This window comes from Paenibacillus litoralis (genome assembly GCF_046244365.1).
Lineage (GTDB): Bacteria > Bacillota > Bacilli > Paenibacillales > NBRC-103111 > Paenibacillus_V.
In genome coordinates, this window is the sequence record NZ_CP176395.1 from 7,440,154 (window position 1) to 7,465,103 (window position 24,950).

General features: G+C 56.2%; 18 protein-coding genes. 14 read left to right on the forward strand and 4 right to left on the reverse strand.

All coding sequences use genetic code 11. The features are described from left to right. Positions 1-51: 51 nt before the first annotated feature. The 3 genes from ACKGJP_RS31385 to ACKGJP_RS31395 all read right to left on the reverse strand — a co-directional run bounded on the left by ACKGJP_RS31385 (position 52) and on the right by ACKGJP_RS31395 (position 6,216). Positions 52-2,292 carry a helix-turn-helix domain-containing protein gene (locus tag ACKGJP_RS31385; protein ID WP_409342675.1) on the reverse strand — a complete coding sequence of 747 codons (2,241 nt, stop codon included), beginning with the start codon at positions 2,290-2,292 and terminating at the stop codon, positions 52-54. Positions 2,293-2,340: 48 nt separating this feature from the next. Next, entirely contained in the window at positions 2,341-5,463 is a 3,123-nt protein-coding gene (locus ACKGJP_RS31390) for a chondroitinase family polysaccharide lyase (RefSeq protein ID WP_409342676.1), read from the reverse strand. Between the two features lie 69 nt (positions 5,464-5,532). Beyond that, on the reverse strand, positions 5,533-6,216 hold the full coding sequence (locus ACKGJP_RS31395; RefSeq protein WP_409342677.1) for a DUF1961 family protein: 684 nt from the start codon (positions 6,214-6,216) through the stop codon (positions 5,533-5,535). A 345-nt stretch (positions 6,217-6,561) separates the two neighbouring features. Between ACKGJP_RS31395 and ACKGJP_RS31400 the strand changes: the two genes are divergently transcribed. The 7 genes from ACKGJP_RS31400 to ACKGJP_RS31430 all read left to right on the forward strand — a co-directional run bounded on the left by ACKGJP_RS31400 (position 6,562) and on the right by ACKGJP_RS31430 (position 15,446). Then, the gene (locus tag ACKGJP_RS31400; RefSeq protein ID WP_409342678.1) at positions 6,562-7,890 is read left to right on the forward strand and encodes an ABC transporter substrate-binding protein; all 1,329 of its coding nucleotides are present in this window, start codon (positions 6,562-6,564) and stop codon (positions 7,888-7,890) included. A gap of 82 nt (positions 7,891-7,972) precedes the next feature. Continuing rightward, complete coding sequence (locus ACKGJP_RS31405) at positions 7,973-8,854, forward strand: carbohydrate ABC transporter permease (RefSeq protein ID WP_409342679.1); 882 nt, start codon at positions 7,973-7,975, stop codon at positions 8,852-8,854. After that, positions 8,851-9,669: a carbohydrate ABC transporter permease gene (locus ACKGJP_RS31410; RefSeq protein WP_409342680.1), complete on the forward strand. Its 819-nt coding sequence runs from the start codon at positions 8,851-8,853 to the stop codon at positions 9,667-9,669. Before ACKGJP_RS31405 ends, ACKGJP_RS31410 begins: the two co-directional genes overlap by 4 nt. A 65-nt stretch (positions 9,670-9,734) precedes the next feature. Further along, positions 9,735-11,489, forward strand: a complete 1,755-nt coding sequence (locus ACKGJP_RS31415; RefSeq protein WP_409342681.1) for a sensor histidine kinase — start codon at positions 9,735-9,737, stop codon at positions 11,487-11,489. Further along, on the forward strand, positions 11,464-13,104 hold the full coding sequence (locus tag ACKGJP_RS31420; protein ID WP_409342682.1) for a response regulator: 1,641 nt from the start codon (positions 11,464-11,466) through the stop codon (positions 13,102-13,104). Before ACKGJP_RS31415 ends, ACKGJP_RS31420 begins: the two co-directional genes overlap by 26 nt. Before the next feature lie 32 nt (positions 13,105-13,136). Further along, positions 13,137-14,252 carry an alanine racemase gene (locus ACKGJP_RS31425; RefSeq protein WP_409342683.1) on the forward strand — a complete coding sequence of 372 codons (1,116 nt, stop codon included), beginning with the start codon at positions 13,137-13,139 and terminating at the stop codon, positions 14,250-14,252. Positions 14,253-14,279: 27 nt separating this feature from the next. Then, positions 14,280-15,446 carry a M20 family metallopeptidase gene (locus ACKGJP_RS31430; RefSeq protein WP_409342684.1) on the forward strand — a complete coding sequence of 389 codons (1,167 nt, stop codon included), beginning with the start codon at positions 14,280-14,282 and terminating at the stop codon, positions 15,444-15,446. A 70-nt stretch (positions 15,447-15,516) separates the two neighbouring features. Here the strand turns inward: ACKGJP_RS31430 and ACKGJP_RS31435 are convergent, their stop codons facing one another. Further along, on the reverse strand, positions 15,517-16,512 hold the full coding sequence (locus tag ACKGJP_RS31435; protein ID WP_409342685.1) for a Gfo/Idh/MocA family protein: 996 nt from the start codon (positions 16,510-16,512) through the stop codon (positions 15,517-15,519). A gap of 233 nt (positions 16,513-16,745) precedes the next feature. On the opposite strand from ACKGJP_RS31435, the gene ACKGJP_RS31440 reads away from it, so the two are divergent. From ACKGJP_RS31440 to ACKGJP_RS31470, 7 genes are all read left to right on the forward strand, one after another. Next, the gene (locus ACKGJP_RS31440) at positions 16,746-17,573 is read left to right on the forward strand and encodes an alpha/beta hydrolase family protein (protein WP_409342686.1); all 828 of its coding nucleotides are present in this window, start codon (positions 16,746-16,748) and stop codon (positions 17,571-17,573) included. A gap of 88 nt (positions 17,574-17,661) precedes the next feature. Next, entirely contained in the window at positions 17,662-18,276 is a 615-nt protein-coding gene (locus ACKGJP_RS31445; protein WP_409342687.1) for a GyrI-like domain-containing protein, read from the forward strand. A gap of 340 nt (positions 18,277-18,616) precedes the next feature. After that, a complete protein-coding gene (locus ACKGJP_RS31450) occupies positions 18,617-19,900 on the forward strand; it encodes an IS110 family transposase (protein ID WP_409342688.1) in 1,284 nt (427 codons plus the stop codon). Between the two features lie 694 nt (positions 19,901-20,594). Further along, complete coding sequence (locus ACKGJP_RS31455) at positions 20,595-20,918, forward strand: hypothetical protein (RefSeq protein WP_409342689.1); 324 nt, start codon at positions 20,595-20,597, stop codon at positions 20,916-20,918. Between the two features lie 270 nt (positions 20,919-21,188). Beyond that, positions 21,189-21,641 carry a MarR family winged helix-turn-helix transcriptional regulator gene (locus ACKGJP_RS31460; protein ID WP_409342690.1) on the forward strand — a complete coding sequence of 151 codons (453 nt, stop codon included), beginning with the start codon at positions 21,189-21,191 and terminating at the stop codon, positions 21,639-21,641. Beyond that, entirely contained in the window at positions 21,642-23,246 is a 1,605-nt protein-coding gene (locus tag ACKGJP_RS31465) for an MDR family MFS transporter (RefSeq protein WP_409342691.1), read from the forward strand. Between the two features lie 330 nt (positions 23,247-23,576). After that, positions 23,577-24,569, forward strand: coding sequence for a hypothetical protein (locus tag ACKGJP_RS31470; protein ID WP_409347358.1), 993 nt, complete (start codon positions 23,577-23,579; stop codon positions 24,567-24,569). Positions 24,570-24,950 lie beyond the last annotated feature (381 nt).

Sequence of the window (24,950 nt, forward strand, 5' to 3'; positions counted from 1 at the left end):
CCGTCCAATGGAATGCGTAGCTAAAACCCCTCCGGCAGCAGACCGCGGCGGCTAGCGGTGCTGCTTGCGGTATTCGCCGGGCGTGACGCCGACGGATTGCTTGAACTTGCGGATGAAGCTCGACACGTCATAATAGCCGACCTGCTGAACGATTTCCTTCACCGATTCGTCGTTCGTACGCAGCAGCCGCTTGGCTTGATCGATGCGGAGCTCGTTCAAGTAATCCATGATCGTCCTGCCGGTCTGCTCCTTGAAATACCGGCTCAAATAAGACAAGGACAAGGAAAAGTGATCGGCGATCTTCTGCACGGAGAAATCGTACTCGCCGTAATGCTCGGCAATGTACGGCATGATTTGCTCGATCAGCGCCGACGAAGAGGCCGGCTTCCGCGCTTCCAGCGAATCGCACAAGGTTGCGCACGCAGTCAGGAGCAGATCGGCGATTTCGTCCAGCGTCGTGTAATCGGTCAGCGTCAGCACGTCGGGAAAGCTTCCGCTCGCGCTGCCGGGATTTCGCTTATCCGTAAAGGCGGCAAACTTGCGGATCATGTCATAGCACAGCTCGCGTGCAATAAACAGCGTCAGTCCGCTCTGCTTCATCCGCATGGCGATCTGCTGGACGGCTTCGGCGATTCGCCCGGCGCTGCCGTGCTGAAGCACGATGTCGAGGTCTTCCAGCACGCGGCGCGGATTCAGGACATTCGCATGATCGTGGGCCATCAGTTCGTCGAAAAAAATCGCACGCTGATTGCCCTTGATCAGCTTATAATCGATCGCCGTGGACGCCTCTAGGTAAGAACGCCCGACCTGCGCAAGCTCCGCATACCGATTGCCGACCCCCATTGCGAGCGGAGCCTGGAAAACGGCGGTCAAATGCTCATGTAAGCCGTCGAGCCAAGTCCTCCAAGCATCCGGCGAGAGGCCGGTCGATAGGATAAACATGATCCGCCTGTCCTCAAGGCTGTCCTTGCAGTAACCGGCGACGTTCTCCCCAAGCCGGCCTTCCGTTTCGGCAATCAGCTTATCCTTAAACGGCGCTAGAGAGCCGGGAAACTCCAGCATCATCACAGCCGTTTCGGGATGGGGCAGCGTAACGCAGATCTCCTCGCCCCGCTCGTTGAACGATTCGCGGGATTCCATCTCGCCCTTCAGCAGACTGCCTAGCAGATGCTCTTTGACTGCGGAACGGTTCTGCTCCAGCTTGCGGCCCAGGCTGCGGTTCGAATCGGCCATGTCGTGGATGGCGCTGCCGATCGCATCGAATACGTTTACCCGGCGTATCGATTGTCCGCGAATCGCCTCGACGAGCGTGGCCAGCCTTTTGACCGGATTGTAGTTGAATATCATGAGCAAATAAACGAGCGCGCAGCCCGCAAGAAAAATAACCGCCATCCGGCTCACCCATTGCCAGATCGCATGATGAATTGGTGCGACCAAGGAAGACCTTGGCAGCAGCGTAACGTAGGTAAACCCGCTTTTATCCGATTTTTGAATGGACACCGCATATTTGGCGTTCTTGATCGTCATCTCGCGGCTAGCGGGCTGTCCGTCCGTCATTTTGCCGTAAAAAGAAGGATCCGCCAAGTAATCCGCCTGCTTCTGCGCCGCGACGACCCGGCCCTTTTTATCGAACACGATCGCGTTCCCGTCCGGCAGCGACAAGTCCAGCTTTAGGCTCTTTAGGAGCTCCTCCTCTTTGAGCAGAAACAGAACCGTCCCGTAAGGTCGCTGGCTGTTGATCGGAATCGGCACGACGTACGTAATCAGCCGCTGATCCGGAATGCCTTCGATCTTCACGTCCTCGGCCGGACGCAGCTGCGGAGCGGTCAGTTCGTTCAAATCGCTTTCGAACCGGCTAGCCGGCCAATCCGCATATTTGTAAAACTGGCCGACGAATTCGTTTGACTTATAAATGCTTAACGACGAAAACAAAAAGTCCGTTCCCCGTACATGAAGCGCGATTTCCCGGATGCTGTCGTCCACCACCTTGGCTTCCAATACTTTTTTGCCTTGATAAACGTTGAAAAAATCGTGCGTCAGCAGGTAAGGCGACAGCTCGGGAGCGCTTGTGATTTGACCTGCAATCCGGTTCATCAAAATGAGCTTCTGATCCACCTCGTCCTGCAGCTTGTCGAGCAGCGCCTGGTTGTTTCGCTGCACCTCGCCGCCGACGATATCGGCCAGCTGGTAATAGCCGGTCAAGCCCAAAAAAAGCAGCGGCAACAAGAATAGCGCAAGGTAGGACAAAAGATACCGGTAAAAAACCGGCAACCGATTAATCGCTGTTTTCACCTTATTCGCTCCCCCCCGCTTGGTTTCTATATATCCGTTCGATTCCGTTTATTCTTTCGTTTGAGCAGCCCTTGCGAGCACGAATTCAAACGGCATCGCATCCTTGCAGACCAGCTCGACGACGGTACGAGCAGCACCGGCTTCTGCGGCGCGTACGCCGGCTCTCCGGGATGCCTCCGTCGCAGCGCTTTCACCTTTGCTCGCCGTCGCGCCAACGCCGACAATAGCGCCTTCGCCCGCCGCATTCACGACGCGTACGGCCTCCCCGTTCCCGCTTTCCGCGAGAACCCAATTGCCCGTCAGCGTCAGCCGCATGGTGCGCGGGATGCTCGCCGCATGCACCCAGCTGCGGGAATACACGCTGACTTCCTTTTGTACGCCATGCTCGTCGTATTGATCGGACTCGGTGCCCTCGTAGAGACGCAGGTCGGGATCGACCGCACTGACGGCCAGCCTGTCTCCCGCATCCCGGATCATCACTATCGACGGCGTATCGACGGCGGCTATATGCCCGGTGTCCACGCAGTCCGAAGCCTCGAACAACGCGTAGCCGATCGTGCGGCTCTCCTCGTCCCGGACGACATGCGCCGAACGGTCCTTGCGCAGCACCGTATACGCCGCGGCTTCCGGCATTTGCATGCGCTTGCAAAAGCCTTCCATCCGTTCCGGATCCGCTCCCACAAGAACGGCATACTCGTAGCCCGCGTCCTTCGGCGATACGCCGTGCTCCAGCCAAGCGGCGGCAAAATCACCCTCCGTGTCGGCGCCGGTCGCCTGATGCTTGGAAAGCTGCGTCGATCTGGACAATGACAGCGTTTGTCCCGCCGCGACGTAAAAGCCGTTTCCTTTATTGTCCATTATCCAAGCGGGGTTGTCTAATTGCATCTTTTGGAAGTACGGAAACTCGCTGACCGGTGCGGCTCCTTCCACCCATATCGGATCGCCGGGAGCAGGCAAATGATTCTGAAACAGCGTCGTATCGGTCGGGTATTGTCCGCAGCCGTTCTCGATGGATGTTCCCAAACAGACGATGCGGTCCTCGAAAAAAAACGCCGACTTGCGCGCGCGATGGCTGCCTTCATATTTCGGATGCTCATGCAGTTTCATCGCGAACATGCCGTTGCGCCCTTCCAAATGAAGGCCGCCCGCATAGGTTTCGTCGGACAACAGCATCTCCTCGAAGCCGCTGAACGTGTCGACATTGCGCACGTCCGAGCGCAGCTCGGCGATCGGCTTGCGCACCGCCGTCGTGCCGGGCCACCGGTTCCAGTCCCAGCCTTCTTGACGATAGCCGCTGTCTTCATTATTGACCGGATCGCCTTGGCTCATGATTTGCAGATGGCCGTGCGAGATGTACCGGCCGTACAGATTGGCGCTCACGTATGTCTCATTCGCCCACAAATAACGGCTGTGTCCGCGCATGGCAGCCAGCCAGGAGCCGCGCCGGTGAATGGAAAGCGCTGCGTAGTTCATCGTCCAGTGCCCGTTCGGATCCGCTTCCGGCACGATGCCTTCCCTTTCGAAGCGCAATGCCGCGCCGCTCGCCTCTCCCGGCTCCAGCAGCCGCAGGTAAGCCGCCGCGACCTCTTCGTCCACCGCCTTCGTGCCGTCCGGGGTGCCGGACAGCGCGAGGAACGCGAACGGCTCCGGGTCGAGCGCCCATTTGCCGGTCGGATGGCGCGACGCCAAGCTGAGCGGCCATTCCCTCTTGTTGCTGTACAGCCGCATCGCAAGCAGCGATTTGCGGATCGTTTCGTGCGCTTGCTCGCCGATCCGGTAAGGCGTTCCGCTGAGCACGTACATGACCGGCGCTACGCCTTGAAAACCGCCGACCGCATAAGCCGGGTAATGATTCACGTGATGGTACGCGGAGCCGTCGATTTTATAAGCGGCGCGCAGGCCCGGCGCAGGAAGCAGCGATTGGCCGAGCCAATCGCGGAATGCGCGAAGCTCGCGCACCTTATCCGGCGTGTCGTCCATGACCAGCAGGCTTGCCAGCATGCCGTGAAGCGTCGTATTGAAAATATCTATATTGCCTTCGATTTCGGCAAGCGGCGTATAGATGCGTCCTGCGCCGCTGTACCAGCGCATCGCCCGCTGCGTCCGTTCCAGCCTTCCCGCTGCGCGAAGCGGTTCCCGCATCAGCAGGACAGCCGGGTAAAAGTCCCGGAAGTTATAGCCGAAATGGTGAACCGTTCCTTGCGCGCTTCCGTATGTCCAGCCCTGATCGTCCAAATGATCCAATACGCCAATAAACATCGCCTGCAGCTCCGCTTTATGCGCCTCTTGCCCGGAGGAACGGAAGCAAACGGCCGTCTCCAGCAAAAATGCGGACAACTCGCTCAGCTGCACGCTGTTCGTAAGCGCCAGAAGCCGCTCCTTCTCCTCCTTCGGATAATGGTCGAAGAACGGCAGCGCAACCGGCCTCCCGCGAATAACCGAACCGTCCCGCACAATGTCGTACCCGGCATAACGCGCCCTCAATCGCGCCGTATCCTCCTGCGCCGCGGCATCCAGCTTGCAGAAATTCGCCTCGAACCGTTCGATCATCCGCTTATGCGCCTGCATTTCTTCATCCGTTACCGCGTCGGGCAGCGGCAATTGCGGCTCCAGCTGTTCGTAGGCGTACAACGCCAGCCAGTGGGCGTTGGCGGACACGTCCGCGCCGGTATTGACCGCGGGAACCTGGAAGTCACGCGTGTGGAAACGCGGATCGATCGGCGTGTTCAGCATGAGCTGGTCGATATACAGGACACCGCTTCCCGCTTCCTTCGGCATACGGATCGTCAGCGTATCCATGCCGGGATGAGGCTTCCCTTGCATGTCGCGTTCATAGGCGACCCAAGCGGTGCGCCAGCCCTGGAAATCAAGGGCGAATTCGAACCCGCAGTCGGCGTCTCCGCCGCGGCCGAAAGCAAAAGCCAGCTTGCCTCTGCGCGGCTCCGGATTATAGATCCAGACGGCGAAGGAATCGCGCGCCTGGCTTTTGGCCCCTTCCGTAAACGGAACATAGCCGATCGGCTCCTTGACGGTAAGAAAGGAACCTTCTTCGTAGTCCCAGCGCAAGCTCGAGTTTCCGTCCTTATAATGCCGCCCGCTGATGGACAGCCGGGATGCCTTGTCGCATGCCAGCTTATCCGAGATACCGCTTTCAAAACTGTATATGGTCATGACTCTAACTCCTTCAATAGTAAGTTGTCAGCGCTCCGGATAAGGATGGTATCGAAAATAACATAAACGTTATTGTTCATCCAGTGCAAACACCTTTAGATTCGCATATTCGCCGACGAGCGGCGCCATTTGGCGAAAGCCGATTTTTCCCCCGCCAAGCAGCGGTCCGTACGATTGCCCGTCATCCAGCCAGCGGAAGATCGGCAAGCCGTTAACCGCAAAGGAGACTTCCCTTCCGTTTTTGACCGCTTCCAAGCGATACGGACAATCCGCATCCTCTACGCCGGGAATCGGATCCGCTCCTTGACAGACGAGATGGGCGCCGAAGCTTTTACGCAAATTGCACGTATGGAAAGCGCGCTCCTCCGGATACCGGCGGCGAAAGTAAGAGATGTGCAAGGCATCGATCGCCCCGCTGTGGTACTGCATGTACTCCCCGTTTCGGACAGGCAGCCACGGAGCGAACAAATCGGCGCCATGCCGCCCAGCTGCAGAGAAAAACAGCATGCACAGCCCCGGCTCGCGAACCGGCCAAAACTCCCATTCGATGGAGACGTTAGCCGGAAAATCCTCCGGGCACCAGTAGACGAAATTCGAGGCTTGCCCGATAGAAGGATCAAGCTTGTTCTCCATCCGCATACGGCCGTTCGGAAACGTAATCGCCGCCTCTCCCTCCAGACGAAAACCGGCGACGTCCCTCGCCGAGGAAAGCGGATTGTCATACAGCAACCGCTTTTTTACTGCCGTCACCATGCGGCTCCCCCTTTCACATAGTCCCGCTGTCCTTTGCCTATTTCGGAAAGATAACGATTCTTTCAATCAATGCTTTAGTTTAAGCACGCCCGAGCCGGCTGTACATAAGCGGTTTCTATCGCGGCATATGCGAAATCTGCTCTTGCCGCGCCCGACAAGGGTTTCAGCCGGTTAAACGGCTGATTCGGCATCTCGTTCACGGCGCGTTATCGATGTTTAATCTGCGTTATTTAAAGACAACCTAGAATCGATTAGTCTTTAAGTAACGCGGAAGCAACACTCCTATGACAGCGCTTACCACAAATGAGCTTCCACGTTTGCATACACACTTAGGGAGGTCACGTTATGAATCAAGCAATGAAGCGTGTGTTGAACGCAGGACTGATATCCGCCATGTCGGCAGGTCTGCTGGCTGGCTGCGGCGGCGGAGGAACGAGTGACGCCGGCAGCAAATCCGGGCAGTCCGCGGACAAGCCGTTCGCAGGTAAGAAGCTATCGATCGTGACCGCCAACCATCCTTGGGGCGACGCCATCAAGGAGCTGCTTCCGCAGTTCGAAGCGAGCACCGGCATGAAGGTGGAGGTGCAGAGCTTTTTTGAAGACCAGCTGGCCCAGAAGCTGACCGTTCAATTGACGGCCGCATCGGTCACGCCCGACGTCTTCATGTACAGCCCCTTGCAGCAGGCGAAGCTGTTCGTGAAGAACGGCTGGATCTCGCCGATCGACGAGTACGCCAAAAAAGATGCCGCTTACGATTATAACGACTTCTCCAAAGCTTCCGTAGGCTCCAACACGGTGGACGGCAAGCTCTATGGCATCCCGATCATAACGGAACAACATATCTTGTATTACCGCAAGGACCTGCTGCAAAAAGCCGGTATCGCCGTTCCCAAAACGATGGACGAGCTTCTGGCGGCGGCCAAAAAGCTTCACGATCCGAGAAATGAAATTTACGGCTTCGCGGCGCGCGGCCAGCGATCCCCTCTCGTTTCGCAAATCTCCTCGTTCATCTATTCCGAGGGCGGCGATTTCATGAAGGGCGACAAAGCGACCGTCAATACGCCGGAAGCGGTTAAAGGCATGACGACATACGCGGCGCTGCTTAAAGATTTCGGCCCTCCGGGCGTGCTCAACATGTCGTGGCCGCAAGCGATCGGGGTTTTCGCGCAAGGCAAAGCCGCTTTCTTCGCAGACGCCAACTCGTTGTTCAAGAACGCGACGGATCCCGAAAAATCCAAAATCGCCGATCAGGTCGGGTTCGCCCTGTTCCCTGCCGGCAAGGAAGGCTCGAAGCCGTTCAACATTACGTCCTGGGGCCTCGCGATGAACGCCAAATCCGTGAACAAGGACGCCGCTTGGGAATTCATTAAATGGGCTTCCAGCAAAGAGATCGTGCTTGCCACCCAGAAAAAGGGGAATCCGGGCGCCCGTATGTCGGTATGGAACAACCCGGACGGTACGACCGCGTTCCCGAAGGAGCTTGCGGACGTAACGAAGGAAACGCAAAAGGGCGGCGTCGATCATTCCGTGCCGTCGGTCGACAAGGTCAGCGAAGCGCGCGATATCATCGGCGCAATCGTCCAGAAGGCCATCAGCGGCGACGATATCAAGGCCGCGGCCGATCAGGCGAATAAGGAATTCCAGGTGCTGATCGACAAGGAATTAGGCAAATAACGCTAGCGGAAACGGGGATGCGCCCTTTTGCGGGTGCATCCTTTTGCTTACCCGGAGCTTGAAATGGAAAGGATGATAACGAATGCCGACAAACTGGTTCGACCGCAATCTGAAATGGATCTACACCATGCCTGCGGTTTTGTTTGTCCTCTTGATGATGGTATTCCCGATTCTGTATACGGTTAGAATCAGCTTTTTCGAATGGAGCATGTCCGCCACGACCCCGCCCAAGTGGGTCGGTTTAAGCAATTACGCCGCCTTGCTGGCCGACACCCGCTTCTGGGACGCGGTCAAAAACACGTTCACGTTCTCAGCCGGCGCTCTCGTGCTCGAAACGGTGCTCGGCGTTCTGATCGCCATGCTGCTGTACCGCGATTTTCGCGGCAAAAACATCGTCAAGACGCTGTTTCTGCTGCCGATGGTGGCAACTCCCGTCGCCATGGGTCTCGTCTGGTTGCTTATTTACGAGCCGTCGATCGGCGTCGCCAACATGCTGCTCAAATCGATCGGCATCGAGCCGCAGCTGTGGATCGCATCCCCCAAGCAGGTCATCGCTTCCCTGATCGTAATCGACGTATGGGAATGGACTCCAATGATCGCCTTGATCGTGATGGCCGGATTGTCCACCTTGCCTGCGGAGCCTTACGAGGCGGCCGACGTCGACGGGGCGACGGGCTTGCAGAAGTTTTTCCACCTTACGCTTCCGATGCTGCGCCCGACGATCATCGTCGCCGTCATGCTGCGGCTGATCGACGTGCTCAAAACGTTCGACATCATCTATTCCACCACGGGAGGCGGGCCGAACATGAAGTCGGAGACGCTTAACATTTACGGCTATACGTTAGGCTTCCAGTACTTCAAGCTCGGCATGGCTTCGTCGCTGCTCGTCATCTTTTTCGCGCTGGTCATGGGACTTACGCTTATGCTGATTTGGATTCGCAAACGGTTGGAGGTGTCGGCATGAAGAAGAACAAACGGTTGACGAACGCCGTTCTGTCCGTGCTTACGCTGATCGTCGTGTTTACCTTCTCGTTTCCGTTCATTTGGATGCTGCTCGCTTCCTTCAAGACGCAGTCGCAGATCATGTCGACGGACAACTTTTTCTTCTTTAAGCCGACGGGCAAAAACTACGAGAGCGTCTTTGACCAATACGATTTCCTAAAATTCATCGTCAACAGCTTTATCGTCGCGGCAGGCTCCACCATCGGCTCGCTTCTGCTCGGATTGCCCGCGGCGTATGCGATCGCCCGGTATCGTCTCCAGGGACTCGGCCTTATCATTCTCGTCGCGCGCATTATTCCGGGCATCACGTTCCTGATTCCATGGTTCATTATTTTTTCGAAACTCGGACTCGTCGATAGCTTTACATCGCTAATTTTGAGCCATATGCTTGTAGGATTGCCGTTCATCATTTGGATCATGATCTCGTTCTTCGAAGGGCTTCCGCAGGAGATCGAGGAAGCGGGCCTGATCGACGGCTGCACTCATTCCCAGGTGTTCCGCCGCATCGTTCTGCCGATATCCGGACCCGGCATCATTACGTCGTCGCTATTATCGTTCATTTTCTCCTGGAACAATTTCATGTTCTCGATCATTCTGGCGGGCGACAAGACCAAAACCTTGCCCGTCGCCGTATACAATTTCATGTCTTACTCGGAAATCAACTGGGGCGCGCTCATGGCTGCAGCCTGCATCATTACGCTGCCGGTTCTCGTGATCGCACTGCTTGCCCAGCGCTACATCGTCAGCGGCCTCGCGGCGGGAGCGGTTAAGGGATAACCGCTTTCGTCCCGGATTCACGATTCGTTCTAGATCATTTCATCCCGGTTAGGAGCGGTTTGCCGATGAAAGGAAAGCCGACGATATTCAGCAAGATGATCGCGCTGATCGTGCTGCTGCTGGCGCCTGTGCTCTTTTTGTACATTTACACGAATAAGGTCAGCATGGATGTGGTGAGAGAAGAAATTCAGTCCTCGAGCCTCAGCCAGCTGTCCTTTTTCCTGCAGCAGTTTGACACGACCGTCGAGCAGCTTGCGATGTTCCCCGGCATTCTCGGCTCCGATCCTTATTTGCGCGAATTTGTCGACCGCAGATCCGACAAGCCCTACGACAAGCTGAAGGAACAGACCCGGCTTATGCAGAAGCTTAGCCTGCAAAGCGTTTCCAGCGCCTGGACGAATGAGCTGACGTTATTTTTGCCCGAGGATCGGATGGTTATTTCCTCCAATCTGTTCAAAGAATACGATCCGGAGGACGTACGGAAATTTGCGCCGCTCACCGACTGGACCTACGATATGACGGTGCGAAGCGATGCGAGGCAGCCCGGGTCCCGGTTTACGAGACAGATCGTGGATCCGGTAGGCGCGAAGGAAGCTTCCGATATCGACGCCATGATTCAAGTAAGCTTTCCGGCCGCAAACGTCTCCTCGATGCTGGATCAGGTGAAAATGGGCGGCAAAGGCGATCCGTTCCTTTACCGCACCGGCTTGCCGCCGATCGGCAGCGGAACGTTGGACAAGGAATCGGTCGAAGCGCTGCTGCCCGTTCTGAACGGACAGCAGATGAAAGAAAGCGGCCACCTCGTCACGGCGATCGCCGGGCGGCAGGTTGCGGTCTACTATGTAAAGTCGAAGCAGCTCGGCTGGTATTTGGTCGATTACGTGCCTGTCGACAGCATTCTGGCTCCGATTCGCAAATCCAATACCATGTTCTACATGACGATCGGCATGCTGCTGGCCTCGAGCTTAATGGCCGCCTATCTGCTGTACCGGAATGTCCAGAAACCGATACGAAAGCTGGTTCACGGCGTTCAACTGCTCAAGAAGGGCGATTTGTCAGCCCGCATCCGCTACCGGCCGCATAACGAATTCGATTTCCTGTTCGAGCGCTTCAACGAGATGGCGGAGCAAATTCAGGACCTCGTGCAGCGCGTATATGCGGAGAAGCTCCGGTTGAACGAAGCGACGCTCAAGCAGCTGCAGGCGCAGATCAACCCGCATTTTCTTTACAACAGCCTGTTCTTCATCATCAATACGGCCATGCTGCAAGACACGAAAGCCGTTGTGGCGATGGCGCAAAATTTGGCCGAGTACTACCGTTACACGACCCGCATGGAGGAGCGGACAGCGCCTCTTCGCGAGGAGCTGAAACTTGTCGGCAACTATTTAGCCATTCACAATCTTCGGCTGCAGCGGCTGCATTACGAGATCGACGTTCCCGAAGCGATGCAGGAGCTGCCTCTCCCCCGTCTGCTGCTCCAGCCGATTGTAGAGAATGCGATCGTACACGGCATCGACAACAAGCCCGGTGACGGCTTGATCCGCATTACGGGCAGCATGTATGACGATTCCTGCGAAATCGTCGTAGACGACAACGGAGCCGGGATGTCGGACGAAGCGCTTGCCGGTCTGGAGCAGCAGCTTGCCCTTCCGGTGGAAGCGACGGCAGGATTCGGCGTCTGGAACGTCCATAAACGCTTACATTACGCGTTCGGGGAAAGCTCGGGGCTCCGGTTGTCCCACAGCCCTCTCGGGGGAATTCGCGTTACATTGACGTGGAGGAGGGATTCGGCTCATGGCGCAGCTATTGATCGTGGATGACGAGGCGCATGTCGTGGAACGCCTCGCCGAGCTTGTCCCTTGGGGAACGATCGGCATTACGAGCGTGCATAAGGCGTTTTCCGCTTATGAAGCGATCGACCTGCTTAGCTTGCAGGCCATCGATATCGTTATTACGGATATCCGGATGCCGGGCATGTCGGGCTTGGAGCTTTCGGAGCATATTCGGCATACGTGGCCAAAGACCAAATGCATTCTGCTGTCCGGGCATGCCGAATTCGAATACGCCAAGGAAGCGATCCAGCACGGGACGGCCAGCTATTTGCTGAAGCCGGTTCCCGACGACGAGCTGCTGGCTACGGTTTCCCGCGTTTTGCAAACGCTGCGCGAGGAATGGAACGCCGTGATCTCCCAAGAGCGAATCGCGCGGACGCTTCGGGAAAATTTGCCCCAGCTGCGGAGCAACTTGCTTAGCGAGCTGCTTCTCGGCAAACGTTACCCAGAGGCGGATCTTCAAGATAAAATGACGATGCTGGCGGTGCCCGACATTTTCGGCAATCCGTTCTACCTGCTGCTCGTGCGTCTCGAAAAGCCGTTCTACGGCTATGAGCAGAGAAGTCTGGCGCTTGTGGAATACGCGGTCGGCAACATTGCGGAGGAACTGTTCGCCCCGGGCTTCACGCTGTGGTACGGCAAGGATCCGCATGATTATCTCGTATTTGTCGCGTCTGCGGCCGGTTTATCCCAACCGGAGGAGCCTTCTGCCGACGATTCGCTGCATACGCTTGAACGAACCGCCGCGCAGCTGCAGGATGCGATTCATACGTATTTAAAAGGCGAAGCCACCGTGCTGATCAGCCGCAAAGGAACGTTCCCGCGGGATTTGTCGGCGCTTTACGACGGAACGCTGTCGGCGCTGCGCAAACGGGTCGGGGCGGAGCAGGATTTGATTCTGACCGTATCGGGGCCGCTGCCCGAAGAAACGGAAATGCGTTCCCTGACTTCGCTGTACGAGCTTCCCACGCTTGCGCAGCTGCTTGAATCCGGGCAATGGACCGTCGCTGCCGGCAGGCTCGAAGGCATTTTCGGCGAGCTTAGAACGAAACGCAGCGAGGTCGAGGAGCTTCTGCTGGAAGCCTATTTCGCCATCGCTTCGGCGGCTGCCTATTACGCCCACAAGAACGGCAGGACGCTCTCCCAGATGATCGGCCCCGGCTACGAAAAGCTGCTTCAGGGCATGCCATTCCGCTCCGTCCAACAGCTGAAGGACTGGACGGACGCTATCATGAGCAGCCTGCGCGGCGAAGCCGAAAGCGAAACGAAGGATTCGCGGACGAAGTTGATCGAGGGCGTCCGGCAGTTCGTCGAGCGGCATTTGGCCGACGACGTGTCCTTGACGGCCATAGCGGAGCATGTTTACATGCACCCGGTCTACATTTCCAAAATTTATAAGCTGGAAACCGGCGAAAACGTGAGCGATTACGTTTACCGGCTCCGGATGGAGAAAGCCGCGCAGCTGCTTCTTCATACCCCGGACAAGATCTACGAGATCGCGGCGAGCATCGGCTACCAGCGGGCGCATTCCTTCATTAACGTATTTAAGAAGCATACGGGACTCACGCCGCAGGAATACCGCGACAAATACGCGCGGGCGTGAAACGCCGATATTTCGTAAAGAGGTGAACGGTCATGGATTGGACAAAAGACTCATGGAAGAATGAAACGCCTGCAACGCCTTATGCCTATGTCGATTTGGACGCGGCCCATCGCAATATCGAGCGAATGGCAGCCAAGCTTGCCAAGCACGGTATCCGGCACCGCCCCCACATCAAAACCCATAAATCGCTGCGGCTGGCGAAGCTGCAGCTTGCCGCCGGCGCGGTGGGCATTACCGTAGCGAAGCTGTCCGAGGCGGAAGCGTTCGCGGATGGAGGCGTCGATGACATCTTGATCGCCTTCGCCATCATCGGGGAGCGCAACCTAGAGCGGCTCGAGAAGCTGCATACGCGTATTCGCGTAGCCGTAACCGTAGACAGCTGGGAAGCGGCGCTTGGATTGTCGTCTGTCGGCGTGCGCGCGAACAAGCCGGTACGCGTCCTGATCGAGCTCGACGGCGGCCTTCATCGCGGCGGGCGGCAGCCGGGCAACGACATCGTCGATTTCGCCCTGCGTCTGCGCGAGCTGCCGGGCATCGAAATCGACGGCATCATGGCCTATTTCGGACTCATCTACCGCAATGGCGATCCCGAGGCCATCGCCGCATCCGTAGAAGCCGAATCGGAAACGATCGGCCGGGTTGTCTCCGATCTGCGTCAGGCAGGCGTGCCTGTACGGACCGTCAGCTCCGGCTCGACCCCTACCGCCAAGCTTTGCGAGCATGCGCACGGCATTTCGGAGGTTCGGGCGGGAAATTACCTTTTTAATGACGTGTCCGCCGTTCAGATGGGCCTTGCCGAGGAAGCCGATTGCGCCCTGCGCGTTGCGGCCACCGTCGTCAGCATGCCGCTGCCGGGCATGGCTACGATCGATGCGGGCACGAAAGCGCTGACGAGCGACCGCTCGCATCACGGCGACGGCTTCGGCATCGTAGTGGGACGGCCGGACGTGAAGATAGCCGCTCTTAACGAAGAGCACGGCATGCTGCGCTTCGACCCGGCCAAGACGGCGCTGGCAATCGGCGACCGCATCGACATTATTCCGAATCATTCGTGCGTTATCCCGAATCTGAACGATTATGTCTACGGCGTACGCGGAGATCGTGTCGTGGAGCGTATCCGGGTAGATGCCCGGGGCCGTAATTACTAAGCCATACTACCGAGGAGTGCCGACGCGATGAACATCAAAATAGAGGAAGAACGAGTACGGGCCGTGCTGCAGGATTTGGTGCGCATTCCAAGTGTCAATCCGAATTTCGAGGGCGGCGTTCCCGAACGGGCCGTAGCCGACTATGTGGAAGCTTTCATCGCCGGGCTAGGGCTCACGGCCGAGCGCAGGGAGGTCCGCCCGGATCGGCCGAACGTCATCGGGATTCTGCAAGGAGAAGCTATCGATGCGCCGGGTTTGCTGCTTGAAGCCCATATGGACACGGTACAGACGGCCAATATGACGATCGATCCGTTCGGCGCCGAAGTGCGCGACGGCAAGCTGTACGGCCGCGGCTCCTGCGATACGAAGGCGTCGCTGGCCGCGATGCTCGCTGCCGTGGAATGGTTCGTCGTGAACGGAATCAAGCCTCCGGTACCCGTCTATTTGGCGGCGACCATCGACGAGGAGGTCAACTTTATCGGCGTGCTGGACGTGCTGGAGACGGAGCACCGGTTTGCCGCGGCGATTGTGGGCGAACCGACGGAGCTGCAGGCCGTCATCGCGCATAAAGGGGTTGTCCGCTGCGAGATCGAGACGATCGGCGTCTCCGCCCATTCCTCGAAGCCGGAGGAAGGCGTTAACGCCATCGGCAGCATGATGAAGGTCGTTCGCCATATCGACGGCACGATGAACGATCGTTTGCGCGGGACATCGCACCCGCTAGTCGGTCAAGCGACGCTGAGCGTGACGGAAATTACAGGCGGCGTAGCGCCGAATACGATTCCGGAGCGATGCAGGATCAAGATCGACCGGCGCACGATTCCCGGCGAGGACAGCGAGCAAGTATGGAGCGACATCCAAGAGGAGATGGCGCGGTTCGAGGCCCCGGACAAGGCGCTCCGGGTTGTCGTGCACCCGCCGTTCGTCCTCGACTATGCCATGGATACGAGTCCGGACAGCGAGATCGTCCGTTTATTGACGGCTACCGCGTCGGCGAAGGCCGGCCCGGTCAAGACGCTCGGCGTACCCTACGGCTCCGACGCCAGTAAGCTGACCCGCGCGGGTATTCCGACCGTCGTTTTCGGCCCCGGATCGATCGGTCAGGCGCATACGAAGGATGAATGGGTGGAATTGAAGCAGGTGGCTCTTGCTGCCGAAATCATTGCGGAAACGATGCTGGCATTCGGGAAATAAAGCGGAAGAACCGTGGCGTTGGGCGCTTCTGCGCCGTTTCGCACACGGTTCTTCTGTCGTGCAGCCGTCATTAGCCTGCCGTATTCCCTACCGTCATCACATCGACCTCGGCTCCCAGCTCATGCGAGCGGTATACCGCCTGGACGGCCGCAATGACGGACTTCGCATATTCGCCGCTGCAATACGGCTGCTCGCCGGTTTCGATCTGCTTGCGGAAGTCCTCCAGTTGCAGCAGGAACGGCGACGTCTGATCTTCGACCGGCACTTCCTCGTAGGCGCCTCCCCTGCTGATCTCTACCTTGCCGCCCGCATCGATCTTCAGCATGCCGCCCGTGAACATCAGCTCCGCCATATTCGTTTGCGCCCCTTTATACCCCGATTGGCAAATAACGGCCGGTACGCCGATCGACGTTTGTCCATAAATCAGTCCGCTGCCCTCCACGTCTCCCCTGTCGGCGTGGAATGTGATCGAGCCCTTAATCCGGGTAAACCGGCTATCCGTCAGCCATTGAATCCGGTCAAGCGAATGCGAGCCGAGGTTCATCATGATACCCCCGCCCGATTTGGCCTTCTCCAGAAACCACCCCGGTCGCGTTTCGGGAAAATAAAAGGAATGGCGCTGATCGTTGATCATAATCAGCTTCCCTAGGCTTCCGCCGCGAATAATCCCCTTCGCTTTCCGGTTTGACGGGAGGTAATGCTGCGTATGGCCGACCATCAGCTGCACGCCGTTCCGCTCGGCCGCCGCCATGATCTCGTCGCATTCGGCTTCGTCCATGGCCATCGGCTTCTCCAAGTAAATGTGGCACCCGAGCTCCGCGCAGGCGACGGCCGCCGGCTTGTGCAGAAAATGCGGCAGCGTGATAATGACCGCATCCGGCTTTTGCTCGGACAACATGACCTTGTAATCCGTGTATGGAGCCAAACCGTACTCGTTTGCCATTTGCGTTACCCTTACCTCGTTGATGTCGGCAATCGCCGTCGCCTGCATGCCTTCCACTTGTTTAAACGCTTCCAAATGACTAGTCACAATGCCGCCTGCCCCGATAATCGCTACCTTAATCACCGTGAACACCCCTTGTCTGATTGATCCTGCCCGTTATGTCATGTACCAATTGTACCAAATCATAGGGGACTCGGCATATCGCGACAACAAAAGGACAGTTCTCGCCTTTCCTGCCGAACACCGGGTTAAGCCACCCTATATCGGTAGCTCGCCGCCTTCCTATCCGCTTATTTGCATAAGCATTTACGCAAAGGTATGATACTGGCAAAAGCGCCGATACAAGGAGCATAACGATGACCACAGACATCGAAGCATCGCCGGGGGACGGGACGATCGTCTCCAGCGTGAGACTGGACTACCCCTCGCCCGATTTCTCCCTGCGTGAAATTACTTATAACAGCGACGGCTTACATGTAAAAGGAGCGCTGATCGTCCCCGGCTCGGGAGGCCCTTACCCCGGATTGATCTATTGCCGGGGCGGAATCGGCAATTTCGGCATGGTCAGAATGAATCACGCCGCCGCTCTCGCATCAAAGGGCTACGCCGTATTCGCCCCCTACTATCGGGGCTCTTCAAGCGGCGAAGGCATCGACCGTTTCGGCGGGGAGGACCGCCGCGACGTATATAACGCGATCACGCTGCTGCGCTCGCTGCCGGAAGCTTCCCGCGATCCGGTCGCGCTCGTCGGCTTCTCGCGCGGCGCGATCATGGCGCTGCTGGCCGCCCGCGATTGCGCCGACGCCGGGCCTGCCGCCGTTTGGAACGGCGTCAGCGATCTGCTGCTCACTTATGAGGAGCGCGTCGATATGCGCCGCATGCTGAAGCGCGTGGTCGGCCACCCGCGTAAAGACCGCGACGCGTACATCGAACGGTCGCCGCTGGCATGGGCGGACCGCATCCGGCGGCCCGTGCTGATCCTCCACGGAACGGCTGACGATAACGTCAGCGTCGAACACGGCCGGCTGCTGGCCGGCGCGCTCGAGCAGGCGAAGGCGGAGCATCGGCTGACGCTGTTCGAAGGGCTGGGCCATCTTTTTCCGGCAGAAGAGGAGGCTCGCGCGATCGACGCCATCCATGAATGGTTTGCCGGTCACCGCACCGCTTCGGCGATAGGCGGATGACATTCCCGCGCTCTTCCCTGACAGCGTCTGACAGGGAAGAGCGGTTATGATAGGGATACCTACCATTGAAGGGAGCTAGTGAACGAACATGGACAAAATCGATCTTGCCAAAACCGATAAGACTTATTACGGAGCCTCGGCTTCCGAGCCGCAGCTGAAGGCGTTCGGTCTTATTCCGTACCTCGCCGCAGCCGGCAAAGGAGCCCCGAAGGGAGAAGCTTTTACGAATGCCACAGAAGCCTTATACACGCTCGCTTATGCCGTCAAAGCGATCTGTAAGAAGGAAGCTGCGGACTTTACCGTCGCCAAGCTCGAAGGGCTTTGGTGGGTTCAATCGGACAAGCATGCGCTGGAGGTGCCCCGCGAGGAATGGCACTGGAAGCTGCTGATCCGCCTTCCGGCATTCGTAACGGCGAGCGCCGTCGAGCAAGCGCGCGTCGACGCGGTCAAAAAGAAGAAGGATTTGGCGACTCTGCATGCGGTACAATTTGAGACGCTCGAGGAAGGAAGCTGCGTGCAGATGATGCATATCGGCCCCTATGAAACGGAGCCCGAAACGTTCGGCAGCATGCACGCCTTCATGCAAACGAACGGTCTGGTGCAGAACGGGCTGCACCACGAGATCTATCTCTCCGACCCCCGCAAAGTCGAGCCGCAGGCGATGAGGACGATCTTGCGCCTGCCGGTTAAGAACCGGGAATAGCTCTCCTGCGAATTTTGACTCGCAGCTCCTGCAAGCACGAGGCTGTCCCGGAAGCTGAGATGGTCAGCCGCCTAGAAGTTTTCAAAAAGGATTGAGCAGTGTACTCCCTGCTCGATCCTTTTTCTCTTTAGGCGGATGGAGGTCTTCTTAAGGCGGCCCCATTCTCCAAGCTCGCTTTTGGTAAGCCGAGAAGCAGGAAGCATCTTAGAGAGGGACAATCAGTGTCCATAGCATTCCTGTAGATGCTAAGAAATCGGCTTTGTAAAGCACGAGCACCCTCTGTATAGTAGATCATGTCACGGGCAGTGACTAACAGATCCACATGGGAGGGTGCTCTACTATGAAGTTTAAACAAAGAGACGTACAAAATCAACGGATTGAACGAATTTCTACGAATCATCTCATTATCGGTATCGACATTGCCAAGGAGCGGCATGTGGCTCGTGCCGTTACTTACCGTGGATTAGAGATAGGCCGACCTGTCACGTTCGAGAATCAAGGAGAGGGCTTTGGGAAACTTTTACGATGGATCGGACAACTCCAACAACAGAAAGGCCTCTCCTCACTCATCATCGGCCTTGAACCGACCGGACATTATTGGTTCAGCTTGGCCGATTGGTTGATGGACCTTGGCCATGAGGTCGTTCTCGTTAACCCCCTGACCACAAAACGTAACAAGGAAAACCGAGATAACAGCCAATCCAAGAACGACATCAAAGACGCGCTGGTCATTGCCGATGCCGTAAGCCGTGGATATTACACCACTTACAATCGGCACGCAGCCATCTATCGGCGGTTGCGCATGGTAATGAACGACCGCGAATACTGGGTCAAGCAACTGACAAGCTTGAAGGGCCGACTTCACCGCTGGCTGGATATTCACTTTCCTGAGTACAGACTGGTATTTTCCGACTGGGAGATTGCGCGGTCAGTCGCCACGCTGAAGGCTTTCCCGCTGCCCGAAGATATCGCACCGATGACAGCTGAGCAGATGATTACCGGCTGGAAGGAAGAAGGCGGCATGAAGCGTGCAGGCGGGAAGACAGGACTAGAAACGGCCGCCAGGCTCCTCGCTGTAGCCCGTAGTTCTGTTGGGAGTAAGGTTGGATGTGAAGAAGCGCGTAAAGAAATTGCGCGGCTTGTAGAGGACTATGAACGGTTAACCGAAAGGCTAAAGGAGATGGAGCATGAGCTCGACATCCTACTTGCCCAGGTACCGGATGTGGTGAACCTACTTCGCACCATAAAGGGGCTGAGCACGCTGTTCATAGCCGCTTTATTGGCCGGATGCGGAGAGATAAGCAAGTATGCACATGGACAACAGATCCTTTCCCAAGCGGGTCTCAACTTAACGGATAACAGCTCGGGGAAATACGAAGGCAAAGTAGGAATCTCAAAACGAGGCAGGCGACAGCTGCGCAAATATCTGTATTTGGGAACCTTGTCCTTGATTACAAATAACCCGCAGTTTAAACGGTGGCACGAGCAAAACGTAAAAGAAAAGAAGATGAAAAAGCATCGCTCCGTCTTTAAACTGATCGGTAAACTAACACGGATCATGATAGGTATGGTAAAACGAGGGGAAGCCTTTCGGGCGAACGATGTACAAGAGGCTGCAGCCTAGGAGGCTCCCACTTGGGCAACATGTTTCACAAGAGGAAAGTAGCATGGGAACACAAAGGTTAGCGTACGTATTTTGGCTCATTCGCAGGATGGAAAACACATAAGCACGGAGTACCGAATGTGGGTTCACAAAGGGCACTGACCCGTTACACTAGCATTTCGGCCTCCACCTCTTGGATAGGTATAACGAAGGAATGTAAGGGCGAAGACCCGTTGAGAATTGGGAGGGTAAACCACCAAGACGATTGTGGAGTATACGTGCATCATAACGGAAATGATTGGGGATTGAGGCCTTTCCTCTATTCCCGCATACCCAAAATGATGCTCCCAACGGGTCAGGTCCTTGCCTCTACGGAAAGCCTGCTTCAAAGAATGGTGAAATCCTGCGAATGAGCGAGTATTCGTGAGATAATCACTACGAACAGAGGGAGTGAATCTACGTTCACTATTAGTGAACGTAGATTCACTATTTCCACCCCATTCCCCCTTTTTCGAGCGGATAGTGAAGCAAACGCGACTATTTGGCCGTGAGGTTCACTATTAGTGAACTTTCCTTCACTATTTCGCATGGTGGCGCATTTATAGCCCAAATAGTGAAGATAGGTTCAGTATTAGTGAACTTACGTTCACTATCCTGACTGTTGGGATTTGTGATGGTGATTTTGCGTGGGTGGCTGTGGGTTGGCGGTTTTGGGTTGGTGGATTTGGGTTGGTGGATTTGGGTTGGTGACTTGGGGTTGGTGGCTTTGGGTTGGTGGCTTTGGGTTGGTGGCTTTGGGTTGGTGGGCTTTGGGTTGGTCGCTTGGGGTTGGTGGCTTTATGTAGGTTGGCTTCTTATGAAGTGTTTTATGATGGCGGTTGTGATGGCGGTTCTGACGGGCTGCTCTATGAATCCTGTTTATGCGGACTTGAATAAGAAGCCGTTCCTCAATCATTTTCATAGAGATACCTTAACCGGGATCTCTTCGCAACAAAACAACGGATTTGGGGGACGCTATGTTCAAAGTGTTTTCCCGTAGGGATGAAAATTCCGGGATACTACGCGCTGCCGTTGGCGAAACGGGCTATTGAACGCCTTTACTATCCATTATCGCGTCTTCGGCACAATACCGCCCGAATTAGACAGATAATCCGGCATATTGCGCGGATGCCGCTCTTATTTCATTCAAAACCGCAATTCCGGCCCTTACAGCCGAATTGACGGTGTAAACGAATCGCGATAAAATGCAGAAATAATCTTTTATCACTAAACTATTTATAACTAAACTATAAGGACAAGGAGGCCAGAAATGACAAGCGGCTACCAGTCACTCGAGATTCATGTACTCATGAAAAGCTTATACAAAAGAATGAAGCAGGAATGGGACATCCGAGTGGCCGAAGATAAATTGTCCATTACGCAGTTCCGCATGTTGTATCACTTGAACCTGGTAGGGCCCCAAAAAGTCGCGGCGCTTGCCGAAGCGCTTGACGTAACGCCCGGCGCCATTACCGGCGTTGCGGATAAGCTGTTCGAGAGAGGCCTCGTCGACCGGGAACGGGGCGGAGACGACCGGCGCGTTGTCTTTTTGCGGGTGACGGATCAAGGAAAATCGGTGATCGAGACGCTTTTGGAAAAAAACAAGGAAACGGTCTCTGCTTTTTTCAAACATCTGCCGGACGAGGATGTAGAGCATTTAAAACGTATTTTAAGCGATGTATTAAACCACGTAGATCTACTAGAAAAGGAGCAGGACAATTAAATGGAACATTTAACTCATAAGCGAAAAATAACGATTATGATTGCGATTATCGCCTGTATGTTTTTCGCTGCAATCAACCAAACGATCGTCAGTACGGCGATGCCCCGCATTATTGCCATTCTCGGCGGCATGGATTATTACACGTGGGTAATCACGATCTATATGCTGACATCGACGATCGCAACTGTTCTTGTCGGCAAGCTGTCCGATATTTACGGCCGTAAGCCGTTCATACTCGCCGGTATCGTCTTTTTTATGATCGGAGCGTTCTTGACCGGCACTTCGACCGATATTTTTCAAATGATTACGTACCGCGGCATTCAAGGGATCGGCGCCGGTATTATTATGGCTTCCGCCTTTACGGCGGTAGGGGATTTGTTCGCTCCGCGCGAACGCGGGAAATGGACCGGCATCATGATGGCCGTGTTCGGCTTCTCCAGCATACTCGGCCCTACATTGGGCGGTTTTATCGTCGATCACATGAGCTGGAAATGGGTGTTTTGGCTCTTCCTGCCGCTCGGCGTAGTAGCTTTCGTACTTATTATGCTATTGTTCCCGAAAGTGGATAAAAAACAATCGGAGTCGATCGACTATTTCGGCTCGTTGTTCCTGACCTTGACGATCGTTCCGCTGCTGCTCGGCTTTTCCTGGGCAGGCACGAAATATGATTGGGGCTCTTCGCAAATTATCGGACTGTTCGCGGCCGCTTTCGTCTCTCTGCTCATCTTCGTTTTCGTGGAGACGAAGGTCAAAAGCCCGGTTCTTCCGCTCTCGTTGTTCCGCAACAGCATCGTGACGATCTCGAACCTTTCGGGCTTCCTGATGAACGCCGGCATGATGGGCGCGCTCATCTACCTGCCGTTCTTCGTGCAAGGGGTTGAAGGGATTTCGCCGACTTATTCCGGTTACGTGACGATGCCGATGTCGATCAGCATGGTCATCATCAGCGCCGTTACGGGACGCCTGATCACCAAGTCCGGCAAGTACAAAAGATTCGCGCTGCTCGGCATTCTCATCATGGTTGCCGGTATGATCATGATGGCTTACATGAACAGCATCTGGTTCGCCGTACTGAGCATGATCGTATTCGGCTTCGGACTCGGACTGGGCATGCCGGTGTTCTCGCTTACGGTGCAGAACGCGGTCGCTCCGAATATGCTGGGCGTAGCCACCGCTTCTTCCCAGTTGTTCCGCAACATGGGCGGCACGATCGGAATCGCCGTAATGGGAACGATCATGTCGTCCAGCCTTGCTAGCAATCTGAAGGCGGATATGGCGGACGGCAAAGGCGTCGACATGTCGCAGCTGGACACAGCAACGGCCCAAAAAATGGCCGCTCTGCAAAATCCCCAGCTGCTGCTCGATCACTCCAAGCTGGATGAAATCAAGGCTTCGCTGCCCGATCAAATTCAACCGATGTTCGTGAAAATGATCGACATGCTGAAAGATGCGCTCAGCCATTCGCTGACGACCGTATTCCTGTCCGGCGGCGCACTTCTTGTTGTCGCTTTGCTGCTGGTCGTGTTCCTGCGGGAAATCCCGCTCCGCACCTCCAACCGGATGCCGGAAGCGGCCGGAGCAGCCAAGCCGGCTGCGGAAGCTTAATACCCAACGAAGCAAACCGGTGTCGTCCCCTTACTGGGCGGCACCGGTTTTTCTGTTTCGAGCAACGCGCGGCTGCTGCGATTTCCGATTCTACCGGCAGTTGAATCGCTCGGGCATACGGATTCAACCAACGCTTGATAGGAGGCCAGCCGCGGATATGCTATGCTGGTTTTGACAGTGCGCACTGCAATTTTCCGTTCGGGAGGACTATGATAGCATGATGGATTCTCGTAAAATAGGAGCCTATATTTCAAAGCTTCGCAAAGATCAAGACATGACTCAAGTAGAGCTTGCAGACCGGTTGAATGTCAGTCATCAGGCGGTATCCAAATGGAACGCGGCGAGTCGATGCCGGACATCGGAACCTTGCAGCCGCTTGCCCGCTTATTCGGAAGAACGGTTGACGCCATCCTGCACGGGGAAGAAACGGCGGAGCAAGCCGAGCACCGGGGAATCGGAGCCATCGTGGAGGAAATCGCCAACAACAAACCGGAGCGTGCAGCGGAGCTCGTGAATACCGGAGAGGCTAGCGTGGAGGATTTGGTCGAAGCAGCTCCGCTAGTGAAAGCAAGCGCCCTCAATAAGGTAACCGAACGGCTGCATGCCAGCCGCCTGCCCTGGGACGGCATTTTAAGATTGGCGCCGTTTCTTGGAGCGGAGACGCTGGATGCTGCGGTCCGTCAAGCAGCCGAAGGCGACGAAAGCGATGTGCAATGGGAGGTCATCTCCGGCCTTGCTCCGTTCCTTGACGCCAATACGTTAACCCGGCTGGTCGATAAAACGGTACAAGGCTCCCTTGACATGCGCCATCTTATCGGGATCGCGCCGTTTCTTAACAAGGATCAGTTAGATCGCCTTGTACAACGGGCCGAGGAAGGACAGCTGAGCTGGGATGCGGTTCAATCGTTGGCTCCGTTTATCGGACGCGAGACGATGGACCGGCTCGTTGACCGGGTAACGGAAGGAGAGCTGGATGCGAGCCGGATCATCGGACTGGCTCCCTTCCTGAGCCGGGAGCAGGTTGACCGTCTCGTGCAGCAAGCCGAGGGAGGCGCTTTGAGCTGGGATACCGTTCAATCGCTGGCTCCGTTTATCGGACGCGAGACGTTGAACCGGCTCGTTGACCGGGTAACGGAAGGAGAGCTGGATGCGAGCCGGATCATCGGACTGGCTCCCTTCCTCGGCAGGGAACATCTCGAAAGACTAATCGGAGAAGCGGAAGCTTCCAAGCTTAGCCCGGATCTGCTCGCCGGTCTTGCACCTTTTATCGGGAAAGAAACATTGGGCAGATTGATGACCAGCCTGCTAAACCATTCCAATTAATGCATAGGGCGGTTTGGTCCAAAGCTGATGAGAAGCGACTCCCTTTACCGTCGATTTATAACCCGGTCTATCGGACTCGAAACTAGGGCTGCAGTCTGCTTATTGGGCCGAGCCTTATCGACTGCGAGCCCAATCCGCTAATTCGTTAAGCTCGCCCATCAAAAGACTTACAACGGATACCTTGCGGCCTCATGAAACCTTGATCGCCGAATAACCGCGATCCAATGAATAAACCTCCAGTCCCGCTGTCGTCACAGGGGAATGGAGGTTTTTCTGCGTCGCGCCCGGCTACCGGCAGGTGGAGGACGATCAGTAAAATCGCATAAGGCTCCAACGCCGGCGTACCTGCTTCCGTTCGCGGTTTCATTCGCCTTCCCCGTT